General features: G+C 44.2%; 15 protein-coding genes. 4 read left to right on the forward strand and 11 right to left on the reverse strand.

Annotation, left to right across the window (positions count from 1 at the left end; genetic code table 11):
- Window positions 1-97: 97 nt before the first annotated feature.
- From E5672_RS04895 to E5672_RS04905, 3 genes are all read left to right on the forward strand, one after another.
- The gene (locus E5672_RS04895) at window positions 98-2,203 is read left to right on the forward strand and encodes a two-component system response regulator (RefSeq protein WP_136781179.1); all 2,106 of its coding nucleotides are present in this window, start codon (window positions 98-100) and stop codon (window positions 2,201-2,203) included.
- A gap of 210 nt (window positions 2,204-2,413) precedes the next feature.
- Window positions 2,414-3,334, forward strand: coding sequence for a GGDEF domain-containing response regulator (locus tag E5672_RS04900; protein WP_136781180.1), 921 nt, complete (start codon window positions 2,414-2,416; stop codon window positions 3,332-3,334).
- 151 nt (window positions 3,335-3,485) lie between these two features.
- Entirely contained in the window at window positions 3,486-5,489 is a 2,004-nt protein-coding gene (locus E5672_RS04905) for a hybrid sensor histidine kinase/response regulator (protein WP_136781181.1), read from the forward strand.
- Window positions 5,490-5,635: 146 nt separating this feature from the next.
- Here E5672_RS04905 and E5672_RS04910 read toward each other — a convergent pair whose 3' ends face one another.
- The 11 genes from E5672_RS04910 to E5672_RS04960 form a co-directional block, all read right to left on the reverse strand.
- Window positions 5,636-6,802 carry a purine nucleoside permease gene (locus tag E5672_RS04910; protein ID WP_136781182.1) on the reverse strand — a complete coding sequence of 389 codons (1,167 nt, stop codon included), beginning with the start codon at window positions 6,800-6,802 and terminating at the stop codon, window positions 5,636-5,638.
- 130 nt (window positions 6,803-6,932) lie between these two features.
- Complete coding sequence (locus E5672_RS04915) at window positions 6,933-9,350, reverse strand: TonB-dependent siderophore receptor (protein ID WP_136781183.1); 2,418 nt, start codon at window positions 9,348-9,350, stop codon at window positions 6,933-6,935.
- A gap of 240 nt (window positions 9,351-9,590) precedes the next feature.
- Window positions 9,591-11,165, reverse strand: a complete 1,575-nt coding sequence (locus E5672_RS04920; protein WP_136781184.1) for a uracil-xanthine permease family protein — start codon at window positions 11,163-11,165, stop codon at window positions 9,591-9,593.
- A 215-nt stretch (window positions 11,166-11,380) separates the two neighbouring features.
- A complete protein-coding gene (locus E5672_RS04925; protein WP_071814460.1) occupies window positions 11,381-11,746 on the reverse strand; it encodes an AraC family ligand binding domain-containing protein in 366 nt (121 codons plus the stop codon).
- A gap of 36 nt (window positions 11,747-11,782) precedes the next feature.
- A complete protein-coding gene (locus E5672_RS04930; protein WP_136781185.1) occupies window positions 11,783-13,027 on the reverse strand; it encodes an allantoate amidohydrolase in 1,245 nt (414 codons plus the stop codon).
- Entirely contained in the window at window positions 13,020-14,288 is a 1,269-nt protein-coding gene (locus tag E5672_RS04935) for a pyridoxal-phosphate-dependent aminotransferase family protein (RefSeq protein WP_136781186.1), read from the reverse strand. The genes E5672_RS04930 and E5672_RS04935 overlap by 8 nt, the downstream gene beginning before the upstream one ends.
- 10 nt (window positions 14,289-14,298) lie before the next feature.
- Entirely contained in the window at window positions 14,299-15,117 is an 819-nt protein-coding gene (locus tag E5672_RS04940) for a sulfite exporter TauE/SafE family protein (protein WP_136781187.1), read from the reverse strand.
- Between the two features lie 115 nt (window positions 15,118-15,232).
- Window positions 15,233-16,810, reverse strand: a complete 1,578-nt coding sequence (locus E5672_RS04945; RefSeq protein WP_136781188.1) for a gamma-glutamyltransferase family protein — start codon at window positions 16,808-16,810, stop codon at window positions 15,233-15,235.
- A 181-nt stretch (window positions 16,811-16,991) separates the two neighbouring features.
- A complete protein-coding gene (locus tag E5672_RS04950; protein WP_136781189.1) occupies window positions 16,992-18,278 on the reverse strand; it encodes an amidase in 1,287 nt (428 codons plus the stop codon).
- A 335-nt stretch (window positions 18,279-18,613) separates the two neighbouring features.
- Window positions 18,614-19,177 (reverse strand): DUF924 family protein, encoded by a 564-nt coding sequence (locus E5672_RS04955; RefSeq protein WP_136781190.1) that lies wholly within the window; start codon window positions 19,175-19,177, stop codon window positions 18,614-18,616.
- 155 nt (window positions 19,178-19,332) lie between these two features.
- Window positions 19,333-20,166 (reverse strand): MurR/RpiR family transcriptional regulator, encoded by an 834-nt coding sequence (locus tag E5672_RS04960; protein WP_136781191.1) that lies wholly within the window; start codon window positions 20,164-20,166, stop codon window positions 19,333-19,335.
- A gap of 418 nt (window positions 20,167-20,584) precedes the next feature.
- On the opposite strand from E5672_RS04960, the gene E5672_RS04965 reads away from it, so the two are divergent.
- Window positions 20,585-21,211 carry a CPBP family intramembrane glutamic endopeptidase gene (locus tag E5672_RS04965; protein WP_136781192.1) on the forward strand — a complete coding sequence of 209 codons (627 nt, stop codon included), beginning with the start codon at window positions 20,585-20,587 and terminating at the stop codon, window positions 21,209-21,211.
- The last annotated feature ends 23 nt before the right edge of the window (window positions 21,212-21,234 follow it).

Raw genomic sequence — 21,234 nt, forward strand, 5'->3', positions numbered from 1 at the left:
CTTGTTTTGATATGCAAATTATACTAAAGGCTAATGTCTTTTTACGTATGTCGGACGATACTACATAAGGAATTTATTAAGTAGTGTGGTATTTCTCATGGAAAATGAGACACAGAAAGTAGTCATCATTGACGATGAACCAACAACACTCTTGTTACTAGAAAATGCAGTAGAATCTTTAGCAGATGTTGTTACGGTTTCGCAAAGCGTCGATGCTTTCTCAACAGTCAGGGCGCAACTGCCAGATTTGGTCATTTTGGACATAAGCATGCCTGAGCTCTCAGGGTTCGATGTGTGCAAACAGCTTAAAGCGTGCCCAACCACAGCCTCAATCCCCGTTATATTTGTTACCTCTCACAGCGATTCCGAAAATGAACATATTGCACTGTCTCTAGGGGCAATAGATTTTATATCAAAGCCCATTGATATAGAAATGTGTCGTATGAGAGTAAGAAACCACCTTACTCTTCAATATCAAAAAGTACTATTAAAAGATGTTAATCAAGCGCTCGAGGCCGAGAAGAAGCAACTTGCAATTACGTTAAAATCGATCGCGGACGGGGTTATCTCGATTAATGCCGCGGGTGATGTCACATTTATAAATCCGGTTGCACAAAGGCTAACGGGTTACAATATTCAAGAAGCATTAGGTAAACCTATTGATGAGGTAATGAACTTACGTGATGCATCAAATCAAGAGTCTCTGTTAAATCCGGCGTTGTACGCGCTAGAAGTGAAGCGGCCAGTGGCTATGTCGTATAATGCGACCCTTATCAGCAGGACAAAGGAGATTTTTAGGGTTGAAGATAGCGCATCGCCAATTATAGACGATGACGGCAATATTAGCGGCGCGGTCATGGTTTTTCAGGATGTATCTGAAGCCGTCGAAATGGCGGTAAAAATGACTCACCTTACTAATCACGATCAACTGACAGGCTTGCCAAATCGCGTACTGCTTCACGACCGCGTTGTGCAAGCGATAGCACGCAGCTTTACCAGTAAACAAAGCATCGCCTTATTGCTCATTGATATTGATAATTTCAAATACCTTAATGATAGTTTGGGTCATCAGGTCGGCGATTTTGTTATCTCTGTAATTGCAAAAAGACTTTCAGACACCCTCGGCAAAGATGCTACGCTAGCCCGCGTGGGGGGAGATGAGTTTGCGTGTTTATTGTCTGATATCGGTTCTGGCTATAGTGCAGAAAGTATAGCTATGGCTTGCTTACATTCGGGAAGACAGCCTATAGAAATAGACGGAAAGGCTCATCAACTAAGCTTAAGTATAGGAATAAGCTTGTATCCTCAAGATGCTGTTAACGCGGAAGAAATGATGCGTCACGCAGATTCAGCAATGTACCGCTCTAAATCAAAAGGTAAAGATACATTCAGCTTCTTTTCAAAAGACTTGCAGCACGCCATGCATCATCGGGTTGAAATGGAAATAAAGCTTAGGCATGCGATAGAAAATAACAGTCTAGCAATTTATCTTCAGCCCAAATACGATTTTGAGAACAACGAAGTCGCCGGTGCTGAAAGTTTGGTAAGAATGGTTGATGAAAGCGGTAAAGTTTTTGGACCGGACGAATTTATACCTCTCGCAGAGGAAACGGGGTTAATTCACCAACTTGGTAAACAAGTGCTTCAAAAAAGCTGTGAGTTCATTGCGCGTTGTAACGAGAAAGGGCAACACTTAAAAGTAGCGGTGAATGTTGCGGCTAAGCAGCTTGCAAATCCTGGTTTTGCAGATGAGGTTGCAGAAATAATTCGTTCAGCGGGTATTGAAGCATCGTCTATTGAGCTTGAGGTGACAGAGTCTGCGTTAATGCACGATTTTGAACAAACCCGAGATATTCTAAATGCGCTAACATCACTGGGCGTGACTATAGCGCTTGACGATTTTGGTACCGGCTATTCTAGCTTGTCTTATTTACGTCAATTCCCACTTAATGTGTTAAAAATTGACCGTTCATTTGTTATTGATATGGATGAGGAGCAGCAAGCACACGATATCGTTACCGCTATCGTGCATTTAGCTCTTAGTTTGGAGCTTACTATTGTGGCTGAAGGCATTGAAACCCAATCACATTTCAATGGATTAAAAGCGCTTGGATGCCATCTTGGTCAAGGATATTTTATGTGCCGTCCGGTAGCGATGGAGGACTTCTTCAATCAGTTTATTAGCAATGAAGAAGTCGCGTGAATTAAGATAAGCACTCGATTTTAAATTTCTCAACAGTGTGGGTATTAGGTGTTATTACTAATACCTATTGCTCGTCAAAAATTAACCTTTTCAATATACATCTATCATGAAGGTGTTAGACTGTTCGAAAATGCTATAGTTACTAAAAAAGCTTTTAATAACAATGCAAGAGCCTTAAATATGCGTCTCTGGCATTAGAATAAAAAAACAATGGACAGAAAAGAAATCAAACCCTATTCACAATGCAATGTGCTTATTGTAGATGATGAACCAATGAGCCGCTTGCTGTTGCAAACGATACTCGACACAGAGTTCCACTGCACTACCGTTGAGTCTGGAAGCGACGCTATTTCATACTGTGTAGAAGCACTGCCAGACTTAGTGTTACTCGATATGAACATGCCTGATATCGGCGGATTAGAGGTGTGTGCAACATTGAAAGCAGCGCCGGAAACCAAAGATATCCCGGTAATATTTGTGACTTCTACCATGGATATTAAGAGCGAAAATGCATGTTGGGAAGTGGGGGCATCTGACTTTGTCATGAAGCCGGTAAATGCATCAACGCTTACCCACAGAGTAAAAACACACCTTCAAAACAAGCTTCGCACTGAGTTCCTTGAAATGATGACATTTCACGATCAACTTACCGGCCTCTACAACAGGATGTACCTTACTAAGGAGATCCCCTTGCTCATAAAGCAGGTGGCTAGAGACCAGAGTACAGTTGGCGTAATAATGGTCGATATTGATTATTTCAAACTCTTTAACGATACATATGGCCATCTTGAAGGTGACATATGCCTGCAGAACGTGGCGGAAATTTTATCTGATAACATTAGACGTCCTAAAGATGCGGTAATCCGCTTTGGCGGCGAAGAGTTTTTGATCATTCTTCCTTACATCGATGAAGATGGCACAAAGCTTGTGGCAAATCAGCTTGTAGATGCAGTGGCTAAGGCCAAAATACCTCATGGAAAAGGCATTGAAAATCGCGTCTCTATTAGTGCGGGATTTGCGGTGTGGAAAGCTACTGACGTTGTACGAGATGACCTAGCAGCACTAATTGAAGATGCAGATAGTTCCTTGTTTGAGGCAAAGGAATTAGGTAGAAATCAAGCCAGAGGTTAAAAGCTTAAACAAAGGCTTTAAACTATCCTATTGTTTAATTTCGCAAGTAATGATAGCGCGCTATTATCATTGTAGTGTAGTGCTACTGTGCATTTTTTCAGGCGTGGATTAGCACCTCTCTTTGACGAGTTTAAGGCTTAGGTAGCGAGCAATGGTTTATTTCGACGAACAATCGAGTTTGAATGTAAAGCTGGAAGAGCAGCTTAAAGCATCGCTTACTCAGATAGTACAACGTGGTTGTGACTCATTAGGTATTTTTCAGGGCCTACTTTTGCATGTTGACGAGGATACCGTCAATATCCTCGTCAAATCTTCATCTGCTTATCCACCTAGCTTTAAATCCATTCCTTCGTATGCGAATTGCTCTCCCGTAGACAATTGTTTTCCAGTAAGCAGTGCTAAGTGCTCTTCTGCATTTAAGCAGTGGTTTACTACTTACTTCAGTGCGGAAAAATACATAAGAGGGCAAGTTCACAAGCTTGATGGTGGGCATGTCTGCCTAGTTTTCATTAACGCTTGCCCAGAACAACCAAATAATTTAGAAAAAGTGGCGTTGCTCGACGAGTGGTTATCAGTAACGTTGGAAAAATTCCACGTAGAAAAAGCTGAAACAAATCAAAATACGCTATACGAGAAGCTGCAAAGTGTTGCGAATGTAGGTACGTGGGAAGTTGACCTTATTACCAGTGAGTTGACCTGGTCGTCTCAAACTCGCCTTATTCATGAAGTAGACGAAAACTACAAGCCAACGCTAGAAACGGCGATTAATTTCTACAAAGAAGGGTTCGATAGAAATGAAATAAGCCGTATCGTTTCTCACACCACAGAAACGGGTGAGCCGTGGAGCGCGACCCTGGAACTTGTTTCGGCAAAAGGAAACTCTGTTTGGATTGAAACCCACGGTATGGCAGAGATGAAGCACGGCAAATGTATTCGTTTGTTTGGAACATGCCAAAATGTGAATAAATCGGTACAGCTTAGATTAGAGTTAGACGCCCGTCGAAAAGAAGCTGAAGCCGCGTCGAAAGAGCGAGGCATGCTACTTTCAAGAATTAGCCACGAATTGAAAACGCCGCTGAATGGCATTACTGGCATGCTTCAGGCTATTAAATTTGAAACGAAAGACAACGTTCGAATTAGAAAAGCCGATATTGCATTACATAGCGCAGACCGCTTGCTATCACTTATTAACGATGTACTTGATTACACGTCAATTATTAATGGTGAGTTTACTCTCAAACACAATGATTTCTGCGTTCGTTCTTTATGCGAAGACATTGTTGATGTGTTTAAAACAAAATGTGCAGAAAAGGGGGTACGGCTTTATGCTGTGCTGTCTTTTGATGAAAAAACCTATGTTCATGGCGACGCAGCAAGAATAAGTCAGGTAATTACGAACTTGCTGTCTAACGCAGTCAAATTCACCGCTAAGGGCTACATATCTGTTCAGGTTACCCTAAAACACCAAGGCGACGTTCCCATACTGCTCGCTTCTGTTGAAGACACGGGGGTTGGCATGAGTGACGATATCCTGTCGCGAGTGTTTAGACCATTTCAAAACGATACCGCTAGTGCTTCCGAAGAACTCAATGGGAATGGCTTAGGACTTTCAATAGTAAGCCAACTCGTTGATAAAATGGGTGGTGAGTTAGAAGTGCGCTCGAAAGTAGGCAAAGGCACGTGCTTTGATATTGCTATTCCTATTGAAATGGCAACATTAGACGAAAAATCTAGTGGAGAGATTGAGCTGTCCTCTGAAGTGCTGAGTGTGCCTTTAAATATTTTGGTTGTTGATGACAACGACATTAACCGCCTAGTTTTAGGCTCAATGCTAGAAAAATTCAATTACTTTCCAGACGAAGCGGAAAATGGCGAAGTAGCGGTACAGATGGCAAGGTCCAGAAAGTACGATATTATATTTATGGACTGTGCTATGCCGGTGCTAGACGGTGTAAGTGCAACAAAAATCATATATCAAGAAGGTTTAATGCCGAAGCATGGCCGCATTGTTGCGGTTACAGCGAACACAACGGCAGAAGATAAAGCCAGCTGCAGCGAAGCGGGAATGCAAGACTTTCTGGCTAAACCCGTTGTACAAAATGATGTTACTTTACAGCTTAAGTTAACGTTAGACGCAAAATCTGTAACGGTATAGGGGCCTTTGATTGCATTAACCTGCAAAGCCCCATTTGCTTAAGTACATAAACGTTAGTTACATCAAAGCCTGGGTTGAGCGAGCAGGCTGACAAAAACTAACGTCGGCCACTCAATTTAGCGGCAATCTAACATTGCTGTTTTTTGTTATTCAGTAACCGGAATACTGTCTTTTGTAGAGTCCCAATTCTGCACGATGTAGTTGGTAACACGAGAGCCAACGTTATACGCCGCTTCAATTGCTGCTCCCATTGCGGCATAGCCTTCACCAGAGCTTTCAAGTTTCAAGTTTTGTGCAGCACTTAACGAAGGCGGTTGCATGGTAAAGTTGCTCGCCGTTCTTAAAATCATTAAACGCTGTTTATCTACCAAGCCAGCATTATCTAAATAGGTTAAACTTTGTAGCGTAGCTGAGTCTTCCATACCTGATGTGACGAAGTTTCCTTTGCCTTGTGTCCAGTATGCTACCCAATCGTTTGCCCATGAATTTAGCTTTTCTCCGTGCCAGAAAGTAGACGCAGATAAATGCGCACCCATAGAAACATTGGGAAGAGTCCTAGCATTAGGTGAGTGAGTATATTTCGCTCTAAGTAAATTCATTGCGTCGTTATTTAAAAGCTTGGTGTCTTTTGTCAACGAATAAGCCCACTTAGCTAAAGGCAGATTAAGCGCATAAACCTCACCATTTGGGCTGTTGTTCACATCCACTTGCTCGGCGTTTTCATAAGGTGCATGGGTAAACAGAGGAAAATATCCTGTACGCCATGTTGAAGGAATTTCTCTTGCATCGATGTGATGCGCAAGGTCACCATCTACAACGTAGTCAGTCCAAATAGCGCTTCCAATAGTATTATCGGCAGGGTCGACACCTGCAATACCTGCTACAAGCCAATAGGCTTTTGATAAGTCGAAGCGAGGGTCGAGCCCTAGTGCCATTATTGCCGCTGAAGCACGCGCAATACCCATACCTGTCACTATGCCAATTACGCCCGTTTCAGTGTTTGCATACACATCGTGAAAGCCGTGGGGCAGTGGGTATTTTGTTGTCAGTTTTTGACGGGCTTTCCACAACTGAAATTCGCCGGGTGCGTCACCCTCGTCATCACCAATTTCAAACATACTCACCACTACAACTTTCACTTCCATAGGTGGTTCTTCTTCACTAGCGTATGCATTGACTGAGAGTGTGCTTATCACAACGCCTTTAAACACTGCTAGTGCAAATGATTTGCTTAAAGTAGAACTACTGCGGTGTTTAGCAATATGCAAAAGCGCGCGTTGTGCAAAATGTCGAATGAATAGGGCTAAAGACATAAAATACTCCTAAAAAAAAAGAGCCCAAGTTTAGAAAACTGAGCTCTTGATTTAACGTGATTTATTAAATGATGCCGTTAACCTTCTACGTTCGATAGAAAGCGTGACATCATTCACAGGCTAAGCATACTTAGAATGAGTAAGTAACTTTAGCATTAAAGTGACGCGGTAGTTCAGGAAGAACGATTTGGCTACCGAATAGATCAGGGAAGTTAGAACGGAAATAACGTTCATCAGTTAGGTTTTTAACGGTTAAGTTAAATGACCAGTCTTCAGCCTGATAAGATAAGCCAGCATTCACTAGCGTATAAGCCGGTAGCGTTACAGCAGCAGAGAAACCTGATGCTACTTCTTCAACATCTACCACGCTTACGTTAGCCGCATAACCATTTTGGAAATCGTAAGTCGCAGTTAGCGTATAGATGTTTTCAGGGATACCTGCTTTACGTCCATCTGTATTATTAAAGCCTTCACCGATAAGGTTAAGACCAATCACGTTACCACCGAAGATCAATGAAGGATCTTCAAGGTTCACTAAGTCTTCAGCACCCAAGAAACCAAACTGGTTACCATTTTCAAGTGCTGTAAGGTTAATTACCTTAATGTTGGTGTAACCTGCAGATACAACAAGGTTGTCGTTTACTACCCAACGAAGTTCAAACTCAGTACCTTTGTTGTTGGTGGTATTATTAGTTACCGTGTTTTGCGCGTTAAAATCGGTACGCTCTTGCTCAAACGATGAAAGTGCAAAATACAGTGTATCTTCTAACAAAGAACCTTTAATACCAAACTCAAGAAGTTCAGAGGTATCAAATGCGCTGCCGTCGCCTAGTTGGCTAACGCCAATCTCAGCACCTTGACCTGCTACAAGCGTTGCTTGTTCTGCCGCAGTTACGTAAGGAATAAGGCCAAATTCGAATTCGTATGAAAGGCTGGCGTTCCAAGACCACCCGTCTACCGTTTCTTCAGCGTATTCTGGTGTTTCATCGCCTGTTGCACCTAACAGAAGATCGGTACGTGAAGTACTTTCAATATCGATAGTGTCGTAACGCAAGCCTAACACTAGGTTTAAGCCCCAATCCCAAGTTAAGTCTGTCATTGCAGCAATACCTAGGTCTAGGTAGTTACCCACATCATAGTTATCGTAGTTTTTACCTGAGCGGGTAGACAATAAACGACGATCCAGTGCCGAAGATGGCATGGTTAGGTCGCGACGGTTGAAATATTCAAACGTGAAATCATCGCCGTGTTCGAAGTCGGTATAACGAACAGATGGCGAGAATTGAAACTGTGCAAGCAGGCCATCGTTTTCATATTCGGTAGCGAAAATTAGCTTGTCTTCAACAACCCAGCTGTCGTGGAACTGTGAGAAACCGTACGCATTTTCATTGATGTTGTCGTATGCATCATAGAAAAGTTGGTTGCGGATTTCCCAGTTATCTGTGTAGTAAATCGTGTCGAAATACAGAGTAATAGCTTCGTTGCCAAGCTGATCATCAGGCGCTACCAGTACTTGGTTTCCACTAAGCGTTGTGGTTCCAACGTTTTCTAATTGCATTAACGCTGTGGCTTCGTCATCCGTAAAGCTAGACGCTGGAACATAGAAGAAGCTCTCGCCGGCAATGTTTACCGCAGCGTATTCTTCGTGGCTAATTTGGCCGTCGCCATCAGTGTCTAGAGGCTGTGCTGTACCTGTAATATAAGTACCGTCGTCAACTAGCTCTTGGGTTAGACGGTTCCAACCAGCAACTTGGTTGCCGTCGTAATCGTGGTACATACCACCAAATTCGAAGCGAAGGTTGTCGGTAACATCAATGTTAAATGATGCTTGTAATACCGTTTGGTCAGTTTGCGTATTGTCGTAATAGCTGTCTGAATTTTCTAGCTCGCCGTATATGTAGTAACCCATCTCTTTGCCCGCGACGCTAGTCGGGCCGCCAACTTCTGCGGTTAAGATGCTTTTATCCCAAGAACCAGTGGTGTAAGACAACGCACCCGTTGGGGAATCTAGATACTGGCCGCCAGAAGCGCGTGCAGATTTAGGGTTAAAGTTTAGATAACCACCAATTTTAGATGGACCATAAATAGGTGATGCAGGACCACGTACAATGTCGATACGGCTTGAAGCACCGATAGGTGTAGGGTAGTTACCCGGGTTATCTAAGCGCTTAACGCCACGGAAGTATGTTTCACCTGGCGTACCACGTACGTCTAGTGAGCCCGCAACACCAAAGAATGATTGAGTAAACGTACCTGGAGCAAATGCTACCAGTTCGTCAATGTCAGAAACGTTGAAGCGCTCCATCTGCTCTTGCGAAATTGTCGATGCAGAACGTGGCGTTTCAAGAATAGACTTACCAAAACCAAATACCGATTCTACGTCTTGGCCTGGAAGACTACCAAGAGAACCCGTCACTTCGATCTTCTCTACGTCTTTTTCTTTTACCTCTGTATCTTCTTGAGCAAAAGCTTGCGACGAAAGTGCGACTGCAGTGCTCATCGCAAAAGCTTTTGCTAGAGGAGATAATTTGAATGTAGTGTTTTTCATGGTTTCCTCAGATTTTAGTTGCCCTTTTTTAGGGCTTTTTTAACGAATTATTTTTATGATTCTTGTCGTTAGCAAGAGAGTTAGCAGGATGGATGCCAACTACTTGTCCAGTTGGTCAACTTTTGACCTGCTTTTAAGTTGCTGAATTATAGGGATAAAAAAATATAATGTTGTTCTTATATTGTTATTTTTATGTAAAATCTAGCGGTATCGCCAAAGCTTGCACCTTCAAAGTGATTTCTAGCGACTTTTTGCACCAAAAAGAGTAGGTGCGCCATCAGCATGGCCTTTAATACCTAGAATTACGTTAAGAGGTTGGGGAAATGACACCGCCTCTTTGTTTTTATAATCATTTCTATTCGTTTTTGGCGACAGCGTTGTATCGTTTGCGTTGTCACTTTTAATGGCTGAAATTTCGTCAGTAGCAGAAGAGGCCTGGGTGCAGTCTTCAGTGCTTAGTTCTGGTTTTGTATCTGAACTCTTTGCTTTTTTACCTGGCAAGGTTAGCTCTAAAATTACGGCAGTAAGGCCGGCTGATGTCACAGGGGAAAGCAAAATGTTTTCGAGCCACGTTGGCAGTTCAGCAAGGGCTTCGGGAACCATCATTACGCCTATTGCCATACCAAGGGCGCAGGCGGTTACAAGGCTGCTGCGTCTATCAAGTGCGTAGCTAGCAAGAAGCTTTAACCCGCCCACTGCTACCATTGCAAACATCACCAGCGTTGCTCCGCCTAAAACTGGCTTAGGAATAGCTTGCAACACGCCACCAACAATAGGAAAGCAGCCAATAAGAACAAACAGCGCTGCAACAAAAAAGCCCACTTTACGGCTGGCAATACCGGTTAACTGAATAACGCCATTGTTTTGGCCAAATGTGGTATTTGGGAAAGTGTTAAACATTCCGGCAAGTAGTGAGTTGACCCCGTCTCCCAAAATACCGCCTTTTACCCTTGCTAAATAAACAGGGCCGCTTACGGGTTGCTTACAGAAAAGGCTATTTGCTGTTAAGTCTCCCGCCGTTTCTATTGCGCTAAACAGGTAAATAAGTGCAATGGGCAAAAATAAATTAATGTCAAAAGCAATGCCAAACGCAAATGGGGTAGGGATAGCCACTAATGAAAGTGAAGCGAGCCCAGAGAAATCAAGGCCTTTTGTAAAACCAACATACGTTGCACCTATAGCCATGCCAATAAAAATTGCGCTTAAGCGAAGCCAATGGTTGGTAGACGCATTTAAGAATACGATAACCAGTAATACACAAAGACCAACTGCTAAGTTTTCAGTACTGGCAAAGTCAGCGGCATTAAAGCCACCGGCTAGGTCGGTCATACCTACGTTTATCAAGCTAAGGCCTATCGCAGTGATCACTATCCCCGTGGTTAAAGGCGTAATGATGCGCTTGAGTTTATTCACAAATAGGCTGAACACTACCTCAACTAACGCCCCAGCCATGGTCAGGCCAAACAGTAGGGCTAAAATATCCTCTGGTGTGCCGCCATTGGCTTTTACTTGGTTTCCGGCCAAAATCAACGCACTAATAAACGCAAAGCTGGTTCCTTGAATGGCAACAAGGCCACTGCCTACTGGGCCTATACGTTTTGTTTGAATTGCTGTGCCAAGGCCGCTGACAAACAGCGCCATACTAATAAGATAAGGGGTGTATTCAGTAAGACCTAGCGTTGACGTAACAATAAGAGTAGGGGTTATAACACCAACGAAGCTCGCTAATAAATGCTGGAATGCCGCGGTAAGAGAAGGAAGAAATGCCGGGCTATCATGTAAGTCGTAAAGTAATTCGCTGTGATTTGAAGACATGAGCAATTTTTCTTGATGACAGTTGCTCATTGTTTGCAAGATGTTGACCAATTGGTCTGTTTAAGGCTTGTTTTGTAAACTTTTGTTTTTGAATGTTTTTATATGTGTTCTGTAAATAACTTAAAACAATCAGAAAGTAGCTAAGCCCCAATTTGGTGCCTAAACGAAAAAATGCGCTAATTTAGCGCATTTTGTAAAGCGACATAGGCGTTAAATTAAAAGGTAACACCTTCATCTAACGTCACAAAAATAGAGTGGCGAACTTCATTGTACATAGCCCTTGAACAGTGGCCTTCACCTTCGGTATCTTCCAGTAACAGCACGTCGCCTGCTCCAAATACATGACGCTCGCCGTTTGATACGGTAAATTCTGCGCGCCCTTTTAAGATGAAAAGTAACTGTCGCGCCGGAGCAGGGTGCCACTTGAAGTCATAATCTGCGGGGGTTTCGCGAAAAATAATTTTATCTGCACCAAATTTTTCTGACAGCATGCCGATAGGGCCGCCGTCTTTTAGCGCTATCTCAACTTCACCAAAGTGGCTTTTGCCCGCCTCATCGTTGTAAATCCTTGTTATTTTCATTATTAACCCTTAATTAAAACTTTACTGATTAGAACATTACGCGTGCTTAAGCTTGCCGATAGTTCTATAAAGCACTGACAAACTTGCTGCTACATCTTCACTGGTAATAGACTCAGCAGGATGATGGCTAATGCCGCCCTTACAGCGTGTGAACAACATGGCTACAGGGCATATATCTGCAATAGCCATAGCATCGTGACCTGCACCAGATGCAAGAATTCGCGGTGCAATACCGCTTTCCTCTACGCCGCGAACTAACGCGTCTTTTAACTGGCTATCGCAATGTACTGCAGGCGCACTGTGGGTTTGCTCGCGAGTAAGTGTTACTTGTCTAGATTGCGCAATGTCATCAAATTTTTGCAATATTTCTGCCAATACTGAATCGCGCAAACTGTCATCTTCGCTTCGAATATCTAGGGAGAAACGTGTGCGACCAGAAATGACGTTAACGCCGTTAGGTGCATTTTCAATTTTCCCTACGGTAGCTACCACGCCCGGGCGTTGTAAGCTAATACTCTCAACAGCAAGTAGCATTTCTGCACTTGCACATAAGGCGTCACGACGCATTGACATAGGTACAGTACCGGCGTGACCAGCCATACCTTCTACCGTAAAGTTAAAGCGTTTCGCACCCGCAATGGCACTTACCACACCCACAGGCAAGTTTTCTTGCTCTAAAACAGGGCCTTGCTCTATGTGAAGCTCTATATAACCTAAAATGTCAGTACGCGAGATGGCCGCACTATTCACCGCATCGAAATTAAGCCCAAAGTTCGCCATGGCTTGCTCAAGGCTCACGCCATTTTCATCTTTTAAATGGCGCCATTGTTCTTGCCACTTGCCCGTTAAGGCGCGGCTGCCTAGTAGCGTGGTGCCAAACCGTGTGCCTTCCTCGTCACAAAAGCCAACAATGTCGATGTGAAAAGGGAGCTTAGTTTGCGTACCGTCAAACATGGCCACCAGTGAAATTGCAGCGACCACGCCAAGCATGCCATCGTACTTTCCGCCGTTAGGCACAGTGTCGAGGTGACTGCCTAGAATTAATCGCGGCGCGTTGGGTACACTTGATGTATAGCGTCCCCAAATATTACCCACAGCGTCTTGCCACGTAGTCATACCCGCTTCAATCATCCAACCAGAGGCCAGTTGATTCGCAAGCTTGTGTTGATCAGTCAGGTAGCGCCTGTCTAGACAGGTTGGGTCTTGGCTTATTGTGCCTAATGTCTCACACCTCGCCATAACCTGTGTCGCCAGTTCAGTAAATTCTACGAATTCACCCATTCGCGACTCCTGCAGCTTTGGCCTTGGCGTAAACGCTAATCGCTGCATCTACCCCTTTACCCGCAGGTAGCTCAAAACCTTGCATACGAAGCACAGTTTCAAGTGACTGAAGTGTGTGAAGAACAGCGTCTTCCCTGGCGTTGTAGCCCATGGTGCCAATGCGCCAAATTTTGCCTTTTAGCGGACCAAAGCTAGTACCAATTTCAATGTTAAAGCGCAGAAGCAAGGTTTCGCGCACTTCTTCGCCATGAACACCATCTGGAATGTGTACGCCAACAACGTTGTACATCTTGTGTTTCAAATCGCCAAAGGGCTCAAGGCCCATGGCTTGAATACCAGCAAGCATGGCATCGCCGGCCACTTTGTGGCGAGCAATAACATTTTGTTGGCCTTCTTCTATATGCACACGTGCGCATTCCCGTGCGCAATAAAGCATACTAGCCGCTTCGGTATGGTGGTTTAGTCGCTCTTCGCCCCAGTAATCCATGATCATAGGTAAGTCGAAGTAGTTTGAGCGAATTTTAGGGCCTCGTGCGGCTTCATGATGCGCATCGCGAATACCTGCTTCAACGTGATGACGGGTACGCACGGTTTTAACAAACTTGTCGCTTAGTGTAATAGGTGCGCTGCCCGATGGACCACCTAAACACTTTTGCAGGCCAACTGATACCGCGTCTAACTTCCATGCGTCTACGTCTAGCGGGTTACCGCCTATTGACGCTGTAGCGTCGCAGTAAAACAAAACATCGTGCGCTTCACAAATAGCACCAATATTCTCAAGCGGTTGAAGCATGGTGGTAGACGTATCGCCTTGTACTATGGCAAGAAGCTTAGGTTTTACTTCTTTTATTGCGGCTTCTATTTGCTCAGGTGTAAATACTTCACCCCAAGGTACTTCAATGGTGTGTACTTCAGCGTCAGCACGCTCAGCAATTTCGGCAAGTAAATGGCCAAAACGCCCAAAGATAGGTACAAGCACCTTATCGCCCGGTTCTATCGCTGAAACTAAAACAGCTTCAATACCAGCGCGCGACGTACCATCAACAAGAAAGGTTTGCTGGTTTTTCGTATTAAAAACATTGCGGTAAAGCTGCATCACCTCATTCATGTAGCCGGTCATTACGGGGTCATATTGCCCTACTAACTGGGTAGACATCGCGCTTAATACACGTGGGTAACAATTAATTGGCCCCGGGCCCATTAGTAGTCGAGGTGGCGGATTAAGTGGTGCGAACGTATTTGTAGATGCTCCTGTAGACATTAGAACACTCCTAGATAAGCACTTGCGCTAGCATGCGCAAGCCAGTGATGATAAGAACAACGGCAAAGATTTTCTTAAGTAAACCAGCATCTAGCTTGTTGGCGATAGTTGCACCAAGTGGCGCAAATAACACGGTAAGTGGAACAATGCAAGCAAAGCCCAGTAAGTTTACGTAGCCGTAGGTAGCAAAGGGCGCATCGGCAGGTGTAGTACCTACAAATAGCAGGGTAAGTGCCGCAGGAAGCGAGATGATCAGGCCAACCGCTGCGGCTGTGCCCACCGCTTTATGCGCTGGGTAGTTACAAAAAGTAAGGGTAGGTACGGTTAACGTGCCGCCGCCAATACCCACCATAGAGCTAAACAGCCCAATACAGGTTGCCATAACCGACTGACCCGCACGGCCCGGAAGCCCTTTAAATAAGGCGTCTTTCTTGCCAATAAGCATATTAAGTGCTGACAAGGTTGCGATAACACCAAATAGCAATGTCAGGAATGTTGGGTTAACCACCGTAACCGCATAACTACCTGCAAGCACGCCAATTAAAATAAATATTGCCCACGCTTTTAACAAAGCAAAGTCTACGTTTCCTTTACTGTGGTGAGCGCGAATAGAGCTAACTGAAGTAGGAACAATTGTCGCAAGTGAAGTGGCTGTGGCTATAACCATTGCGCTTTCTGGCGACACACCAAGGGCTTGAAATAAGAAAAACAGTACCGGCACAATAACAATGCCGCCACCCACGCCGAGCATACCTGCCAGTATGCCCGCAAATACGCCTGTTCCCGCAAGCGATAATATAACCGTAAGGTTATCCATTAAAAACTGCATGTGATTTCTTTCTCTTTAACGTTTGTTGTTTTAACTATTTTGTACATGCTGCGTTTTAGCGATTGCGTTTTAGTAACTACAACGTAAACGGCAAGACTTAAACGCAGTAACGAAACTAGCGATGCCCTAAGTAGGCTTTACCGTCGCTTCTAGGGTCGCTTGCGCCGCTTACAGTGCCCTCTGTATCACGAATGATTGCGCCAGCATGGCCCATTAATTCATTGCAAGGGTCTACCGTCACCATATCGTGGCCCCTAGCAAGCAAACTCTCGCCTACATATTCAACCAGGTCACGCTCGGCTTTTAGGTTGTGGCTTTGATCGCCCCATGTTCTGCCTAGAAGCCATCTGCCAAGAGATATTGCTTTAGCAATAGGCTGTCCGTGATAAATATGGCGGGCGAAAAGTGCCGCCTGAGTCTGCGGCTGACCTTCACCACCCATAGTGCCGTAGCTCATACGGCGACCATCAATAAGTTCTGCAAAAGCTGGGTTTAATGTATGGAAAGGCTTCAACCCCGGCGCTAAATATTGGTTACTGTTAGCGTCTAGCGAAAATGAGGTGCCTCGATTGTTCCAAACGATACCCGTTTGCGGGCTTACTACGCCTGAACCGAATTCCCAATAAAGCGATTGTATGTAGCTCACCATACGTCCTTCTGAATCGCAGCAGCCCATCCAAATGGTATCGCCGTGCTTGGCTTCATGTGGCCATGGCAGGGCTTTGTCTAGTGAGATATTCTTTACCATCTCATCAAGTACATGGTCGCTCAGCAGGCTTTGTAAACTTACCGGCGTACGAGAAGGGTCGGTTACGTTTGCGTTACGTGCAATAAAGGCTTGTTTTGTACACTCAATGAGTAGATGCACCATGTCGGCGTCGGTGCTACCTAAATGCTGAACTCTGTCATAAAGCGCTAAAATGATAAGCGATGCTACACCTTGCGTTGGTGCAGGCAGGTTATAAAGCTTGCCTTTACTGGTAGAAACTGACAAAGGCTCAACAATGGTTGCCTTGTAGTTGTTGAAGTCTTCAAGGCGGATGGGGGAGCCTGCCGCTTCTAAATCTTCAGCCAGTTTTGAAGCCAACTCACCGTGGTAAAAATCATCCAGCCCTTTTTCTGCTAGGTGTTTCAACGTTTCAGAAAGCTTTGTTAACTTTAATATTTTGCCTTTTTTAAGGGCTTTACCTTTAATCAAAAACTGATCGAAGTTTTCATCTGCGCTTAGTTCGTCAAAGGTTTTGTTGCTGGCATCGACTAAACTTTGTGTAACCTCAATTCCCCAGTTAGCCTGGTTTATTGCCGTGTCGAAAAGTGTACTTAGCGGTAAACCACTTTGCCATCCATGACTTATTTCAAGTGCAGCTTTCCAACCAGCAACGGCACCTGCCATGGTCAGTGCAGACTTTCCGCCTCGGCTAGGTATGGCATCGTTACCCTCGTAGAACGCTGGCGTTGCGCCTTGTGCCGCCACGCCCGATGCATCAATACCAATAGGTTTTTTACCCGGCTCACTAATTAGCCAAAAACCATCGCCGCCCATACCGTTCATATGGGGGTATTCAACGGCGATAGAGGCAGCTGCTGCAACCATAGCTTCAATGGCTGTGCCGCCTTTTTCAAGAATGTTTAAGCCTACTTGCGACGCCGCAAAGTGAGGCGCTGTAAACGCGATATTAGGTTTTTCACTCATAATTATTTCCTTCAAAAACTCAGCAACCACGCCGTCATATTCAGCCTAATGCGGGCAAATTGACGTGCGTTTAGGTCTTACTTCCGCTTTCTACTTTCAACTTGAATGCGATAGGATGCTTTATGCCCTATTTAAGTACGATTTATCTGTGACTTAAATAAGGCCAGCACACTGTGCACGTTTAGCGAGTGGTTAGCTTTTTTGCTAACGCGAGAAGTGCAAGATCGTTGCCTTTTTTGCCCACAAGCGATAATCCGCATGGGGCATTGTGTAGGGTAAACAACGGCAAATGAAGCTGCGGTAAACCCGCAAGCCCAGCTATAGCAGTAAGTGCAAGCAGAGCGTTTCTATCATTTGCCAGCGTCGTTTCATCAGCGTCGCAACGAGGTGCAACGCCGGGTGTTGTGGGCATAACCAATACATCTATTTCTTCAAACAGTGTATTTATATGGTTTATTACCACAGATTGTTGCGCTTTAGCCTGTTGAATATCTTGGGCAGTGATGGTTTTACACCAATCCAAACGCAACATAATATCTTTAGCGATATTGGGTTGAGTGTCTTCAATCCATTCGCCATGCTGCTGCCAAATCTCGCTACCTTGTAAAGTGCGAAATGTAGCGGCAGTTTTTAATGTATCTAAATTAAGCTGTGCTTCAGGCAGCTCAATGCAGTCGTTTGGCTCAGCAAGCGCTGAAAGCCAGGTTTTGCATAGCGATTTGTGAGCAGTTTGCTCGAACAAATGGGTTGCTATGCCAAGTTTAGGTGCTTCTGATATTTCGCTTTGCGCTGCGCTATTCAAACAAACGTTTGCAACCTTAGTTAGCGTGTCTAGGTCGCGGGTCATCCAGCCTACAGTATCAAACGAAGGCGCAAGTGCTACCATATTGTCGCAAGCTACTGCGCCATGTGTAGTGCGAAGTCCCCACAACCCTTGATAGCTAGACGGCACCCGAATAGAGCCGCCCGTATCTGTGCCAAGACCAATGTCGGCAAGGTGTGCGCTAACAGCTACTGCAGAGCCCGACGAAGAACCTCCAGGAATATGTGCTGGCGCCACTGGGTTTACGAGCGTTTCGTAATGTTTATTTTGCCCATGTAGGCTGTAGGCCAGTTCATCGGTAATGGTTTTACCTTTAAACGCGGCACCTGCACTTAGTATTTTTGCAACACAACTATTTGTACTTTCTGGTATCGGGTGGGTTGCTAACCAATCAGGATTACCCGCCGCGGTTGGCAAACCTTGAATATGAAACAAATCTTTGACCGCAAGGCCCAAACCGCACAGCGCTTGGTGAGCATGGTGGCGCTCACTTGTCGAGCCACAAGCCACTGCTTGCTTTTGCCCATTACTAGATGACGAAGTTTCATCCTCAATGGGGTCATAGCAGTTAAAGGTTGCTTTTAGATTGTTAATTGCCTGCGTGAACGTTGCATCACAGGGCTTCAGTACAAAAGGAGAGCTCACAGCGCATTCTTATTAGTTGATGTTTCTTTATTCGTCTTCACTCCATGAAACAACTGTTTCATTAAAAAGTCAATAGAAACGATCGTTACTCCTAAATAAACGAAAGAGATAAACGAAAAAGATAAACTGAAAAAGATAAGTCGAAAAAGACAAACCAAAAAAGATGAGTTAAAAAAGCTATGCCGCTAAATTGGTAACGCCTAAAAACACAAACAACGTAAATAGATGAAATAGCGGCCAAATCACAGGATATAAATTAGTATGGTGCGCTTTAGTAATAGATACTTAGGTCAAAACTCCAGAAGTAAGCGCTAAAGACAACCCCTACACGAGCATTAAAACCCTTGAGGATACTTCTTCAAAAAAGCCACTTCGTCAGAAGTTGACTCTCTACCCAATATAGCGTTTCGGTGAGGGTAGCGGCCAAACCTTTCAATAACCTGTTGATGGCGTTTTTCAAAGGTAAATTCTTGTTCTAAGCCTTCTTGAGAGAACAGTTCCATTGCCACATCATGAATAGCTAGCGATTCACTGTGCATAAACGGCATATAAAGAAATGCCCGCTGTTTAGGAGTGAGTACCTTATCTGCTTCCACGCTTACGGCTTCCTGCGCAAGCACTAAAGCAATACTATCTGCGCTGAATGCATTTGGCTTGTTGCGATAGATGTTTCTTGAAAATTGATCGAGAAGAATTATTTCGGCTAATCTTCCCGTCGCAGTGGCGCGCCAGGGCCATAACTCTCCGAGCATCGCTGCTTTCAGCAACGAAGAAAATCGCGATGTAATTGTTTTGTCTAGTGCCGCATCTTCCGTAAACCATTGTTCAGGCGATAATTCGCCAAACCAAAAGTCTAGCACACCGTTAGCTTCTTCCATGACCACTTGCGTTTTATCCATATTCACTCCAACAACACGCTTTCAGCAGTTAAATACAAGTCAACGTGACTTATACCTATTTTTTAGCAAAAAAGTTCCATTTCTGCTTGCAAAATAACAATTCTCTGCTACTCACACTACCATAGTATTGCTTAAAAAATGTGCTATGGGAAGTGTTAACGCTTTAGGCTCTCCAATTCATCCATTTGAACATAGATGTCGGAAATAGCGTCAACACGGTCTGCTGCCTTGCTGCCTAAAGCTTCATAGGTAAGGTTACACAGTGATGCGACTAAGCTCATTGGTGCAGCATAGCTATCAAAAGGTGAGTCACTGCCAATATGGGTGACAATGAGGTGGTCGACATCGTGGCGATAACCTTGTCCTGTCGGGTCAGTAATAAGTACGGTTTTACAATGTTTTATGCTATTTAAAACAAACTTAAATTGACGGGTTCTACGACGAAAACCGAAAAGCACCACAAGATCGTTTTTGGTTAGGTCAATAATATCTTCGCTCAGTGTCTGTCCTGGCTGTGGAAGCACGCGAACCGACCCCCTTATTTGTTTAAGCTGCTGCCTAAAATGAAGGGCAATGGGGTAAGCGTTGCGAAACCCAATCAACGTAACCTGGCCCGCTGAAGCGAGTAATTTTGCAATGTCGCTTAATGCTTCTGACGACGTCCCTTCGAAAGTATTGGCTAGGTTTTTACTATCACTTTCATGTTGCAAAACGCCACTAGAAGGGCTTATCACCGGCACGCCTTGCTCGCGAAGCTGCACAAGGGCTTCTTTAGCTTGTTGGTGTGAATCGAAGCCTAATTGGCGAAAGAAACGACTTACAGTGGCTTTCGACGTTCCCGTTTTTTCGGCAATGAGTGATGTGGATTGGCTTAATACGGCAATGGGGTTTTGCTGAATATAATGCGCAATAGATTTGCCCGAAGGGGATAACGAGGCATAGTGTTTTTCAATTTGTTGTAAAACGTCGCTAGGGCTACTTTTTGTCATTGGTATCGCCTTATACATCTAGCGCAATTATTTCACGACTTTTGTGCGATATACAAACACTACGTGAAAGTGGCCCACTATCTCGTATCAAATACGATTAAGGTTTTAGCTAAAACAACTACGAACGGTCCATATCCAAACCCTTGTTCTGCACCGTGAAGGGCCCATTCACATTTAAAAATGTAAGCCTAATAATGGCTTACATGCACTGCATATTTTATAGGGCTAAAGTAGCATCTAATTACTTACTCAAGCTTTGCAAATTGGCACTACACTTTCATACATATTAACCGTAAAAATTCATAAAAGTGTCATCGGTTGGTAATTGTATTGTTGATCTGTCCTCGGTTCTAAAGGCGCAAATGGTCCGGAGAATCATAAGAACAAGGTCAATATAACTGAGAGAAAGAGGTTAGTTGTGGCAAAGTTGTGGTCTGAATTGATCGTATTATTTGTAGCGATCCCTTTTGCCGTTCTCTACTGGATTAAGCATTTTGCAAATTATCTCATGCCTATTTTAGGGGTGATGGGAATTTGCTGTTTAGCTGTCTTGTTAGCAGATAAACAATTTAAACGGTTTAAATTGTGGCATTGGGAAGACTATCGAATACATTTTAAAAGTACGCTTAAGTTATTTTTGCCATGGGCAAGTTTACTGGCGCTGGTGGTTTACTTTTTAAAACCCGAACTGTTTCTTCACTGGCCTATGAATCAGCCGTGGATGTGGGTGGCGACCTTGCTGATTTATCCCATTGTTTCGGTGATCCCCCAAGAGATTATTTTTCGCACCTATTTCTTTCATCGCTACAAGCAAATCTTGCCTTCTAAATACGCGAGATGGGCGTTAAGCACTTTTTTATTCGGTCTAGCACACTTGGTATACGGTAATTGGGTAGCAGTTGTGGTCTCTTGGATTGGCGGGGGCATTTTTGGTTATCGGTATATGCAAACCAACTCTACGCCGGTTGTAGTTGTTGAACATGCCCTATGGGGAAGCTTTTTGTTTACCATTGGTTTGGGATCTTATTTGGTTATTGCGTCGTAGATATTTGTAGTAAAAATCAATAC

It is taken from the genome of Alteromonas portus, assembly GCF_005117025.1.
Taxonomy (GTDB): Bacteria; Pseudomonadota; Gammaproteobacteria; order Enterobacterales; family Alteromonadaceae; genus Alteromonas; species Alteromonas portus.

What these genes read in the sequence shown, in the direction of transcription:
- E5672_RS04895 (WP_136781179.1), top strand. Translation starts at nt 98, where the DNA reads ATGGAAAATGAGACACAGAAAGTAGTCATCATTGACGATGAACCAACA.
- E5672_RS04900 (WP_136781180.1), top strand. Translation starts at nt 2,414, where the DNA reads ATGGACAGAAAAGAAATCAAACCCTATTCACAATGCAATGTGCTTATT.
- E5672_RS04905 (WP_136781181.1), top strand. Translation starts at nt 3,486, where the DNA reads ATGGTTTATTTCGACGAACAATCGAGTTTGAATGTAAAGCTGGAAGAG.
- E5672_RS04910 (WP_136781182.1), bottom strand. Translation starts at nt 6,802, where the DNA reads ATGTCTTTAGCCCTATTCATTCGACATTTTGCACAACGCGCGCTTTTG.
- E5672_RS04915 (WP_136781183.1), bottom strand. Translation starts at nt 9,350, where the DNA reads ATGAAAAACACTACATTCAAATTATCTCCTCTAGCAAAAGCTTTTGCG.
- E5672_RS04920 (WP_136781184.1), bottom strand. Translation starts at nt 11,165, where the DNA reads ATGTCTTCAAATCACAGCGAATTACTTTACGACTTACATGATAGCCCG.
- E5672_RS04925 (WP_071814460.1), bottom strand. Translation starts at nt 11,746, where the DNA reads ATGAAAATAACAAGGATTTACAACGATGAGGCGGGCAAAAGCCACTTT.
- E5672_RS04930 (WP_136781185.1), bottom strand. Translation starts at nt 13,027, where the DNA reads ATGGGTGAATTCGTAGAATTTACTGAACTGGCGACACAGGTTATGGCG.
- E5672_RS04935 (WP_136781186.1), bottom strand. Translation starts at nt 14,288, where the DNA reads ATGTCTACAGGAGCATCTACAAATACGTTCGCACCACTTAATCCGCCA.
- E5672_RS04940 (WP_136781187.1), bottom strand. Translation starts at nt 15,117, where the DNA reads ATGCAGTTTTTAATGGATAACCTTACGGTTATATTATCGCTTGCGGGA.
- E5672_RS04945 (WP_136781188.1), bottom strand. Translation starts at nt 16,810, where the DNA reads ATGAGTGAAAAACCTAATATCGCGTTTACAGCGCCTCACTTTGCGGCG.
- E5672_RS04955 (WP_136781190.1), bottom strand. Translation starts at nt 19,177, where the DNA reads ATGGATAAAACGCAAGTGGTCATGGAAGAAGCTAACGGTGTGCTAGAC.
- E5672_RS04960 (WP_136781191.1), bottom strand. Translation starts at nt 20,166, where the DNA reads ATGACAAAAAGTAGCCCTAGCGACGTTTTACAACAAATTGAAAAACAC.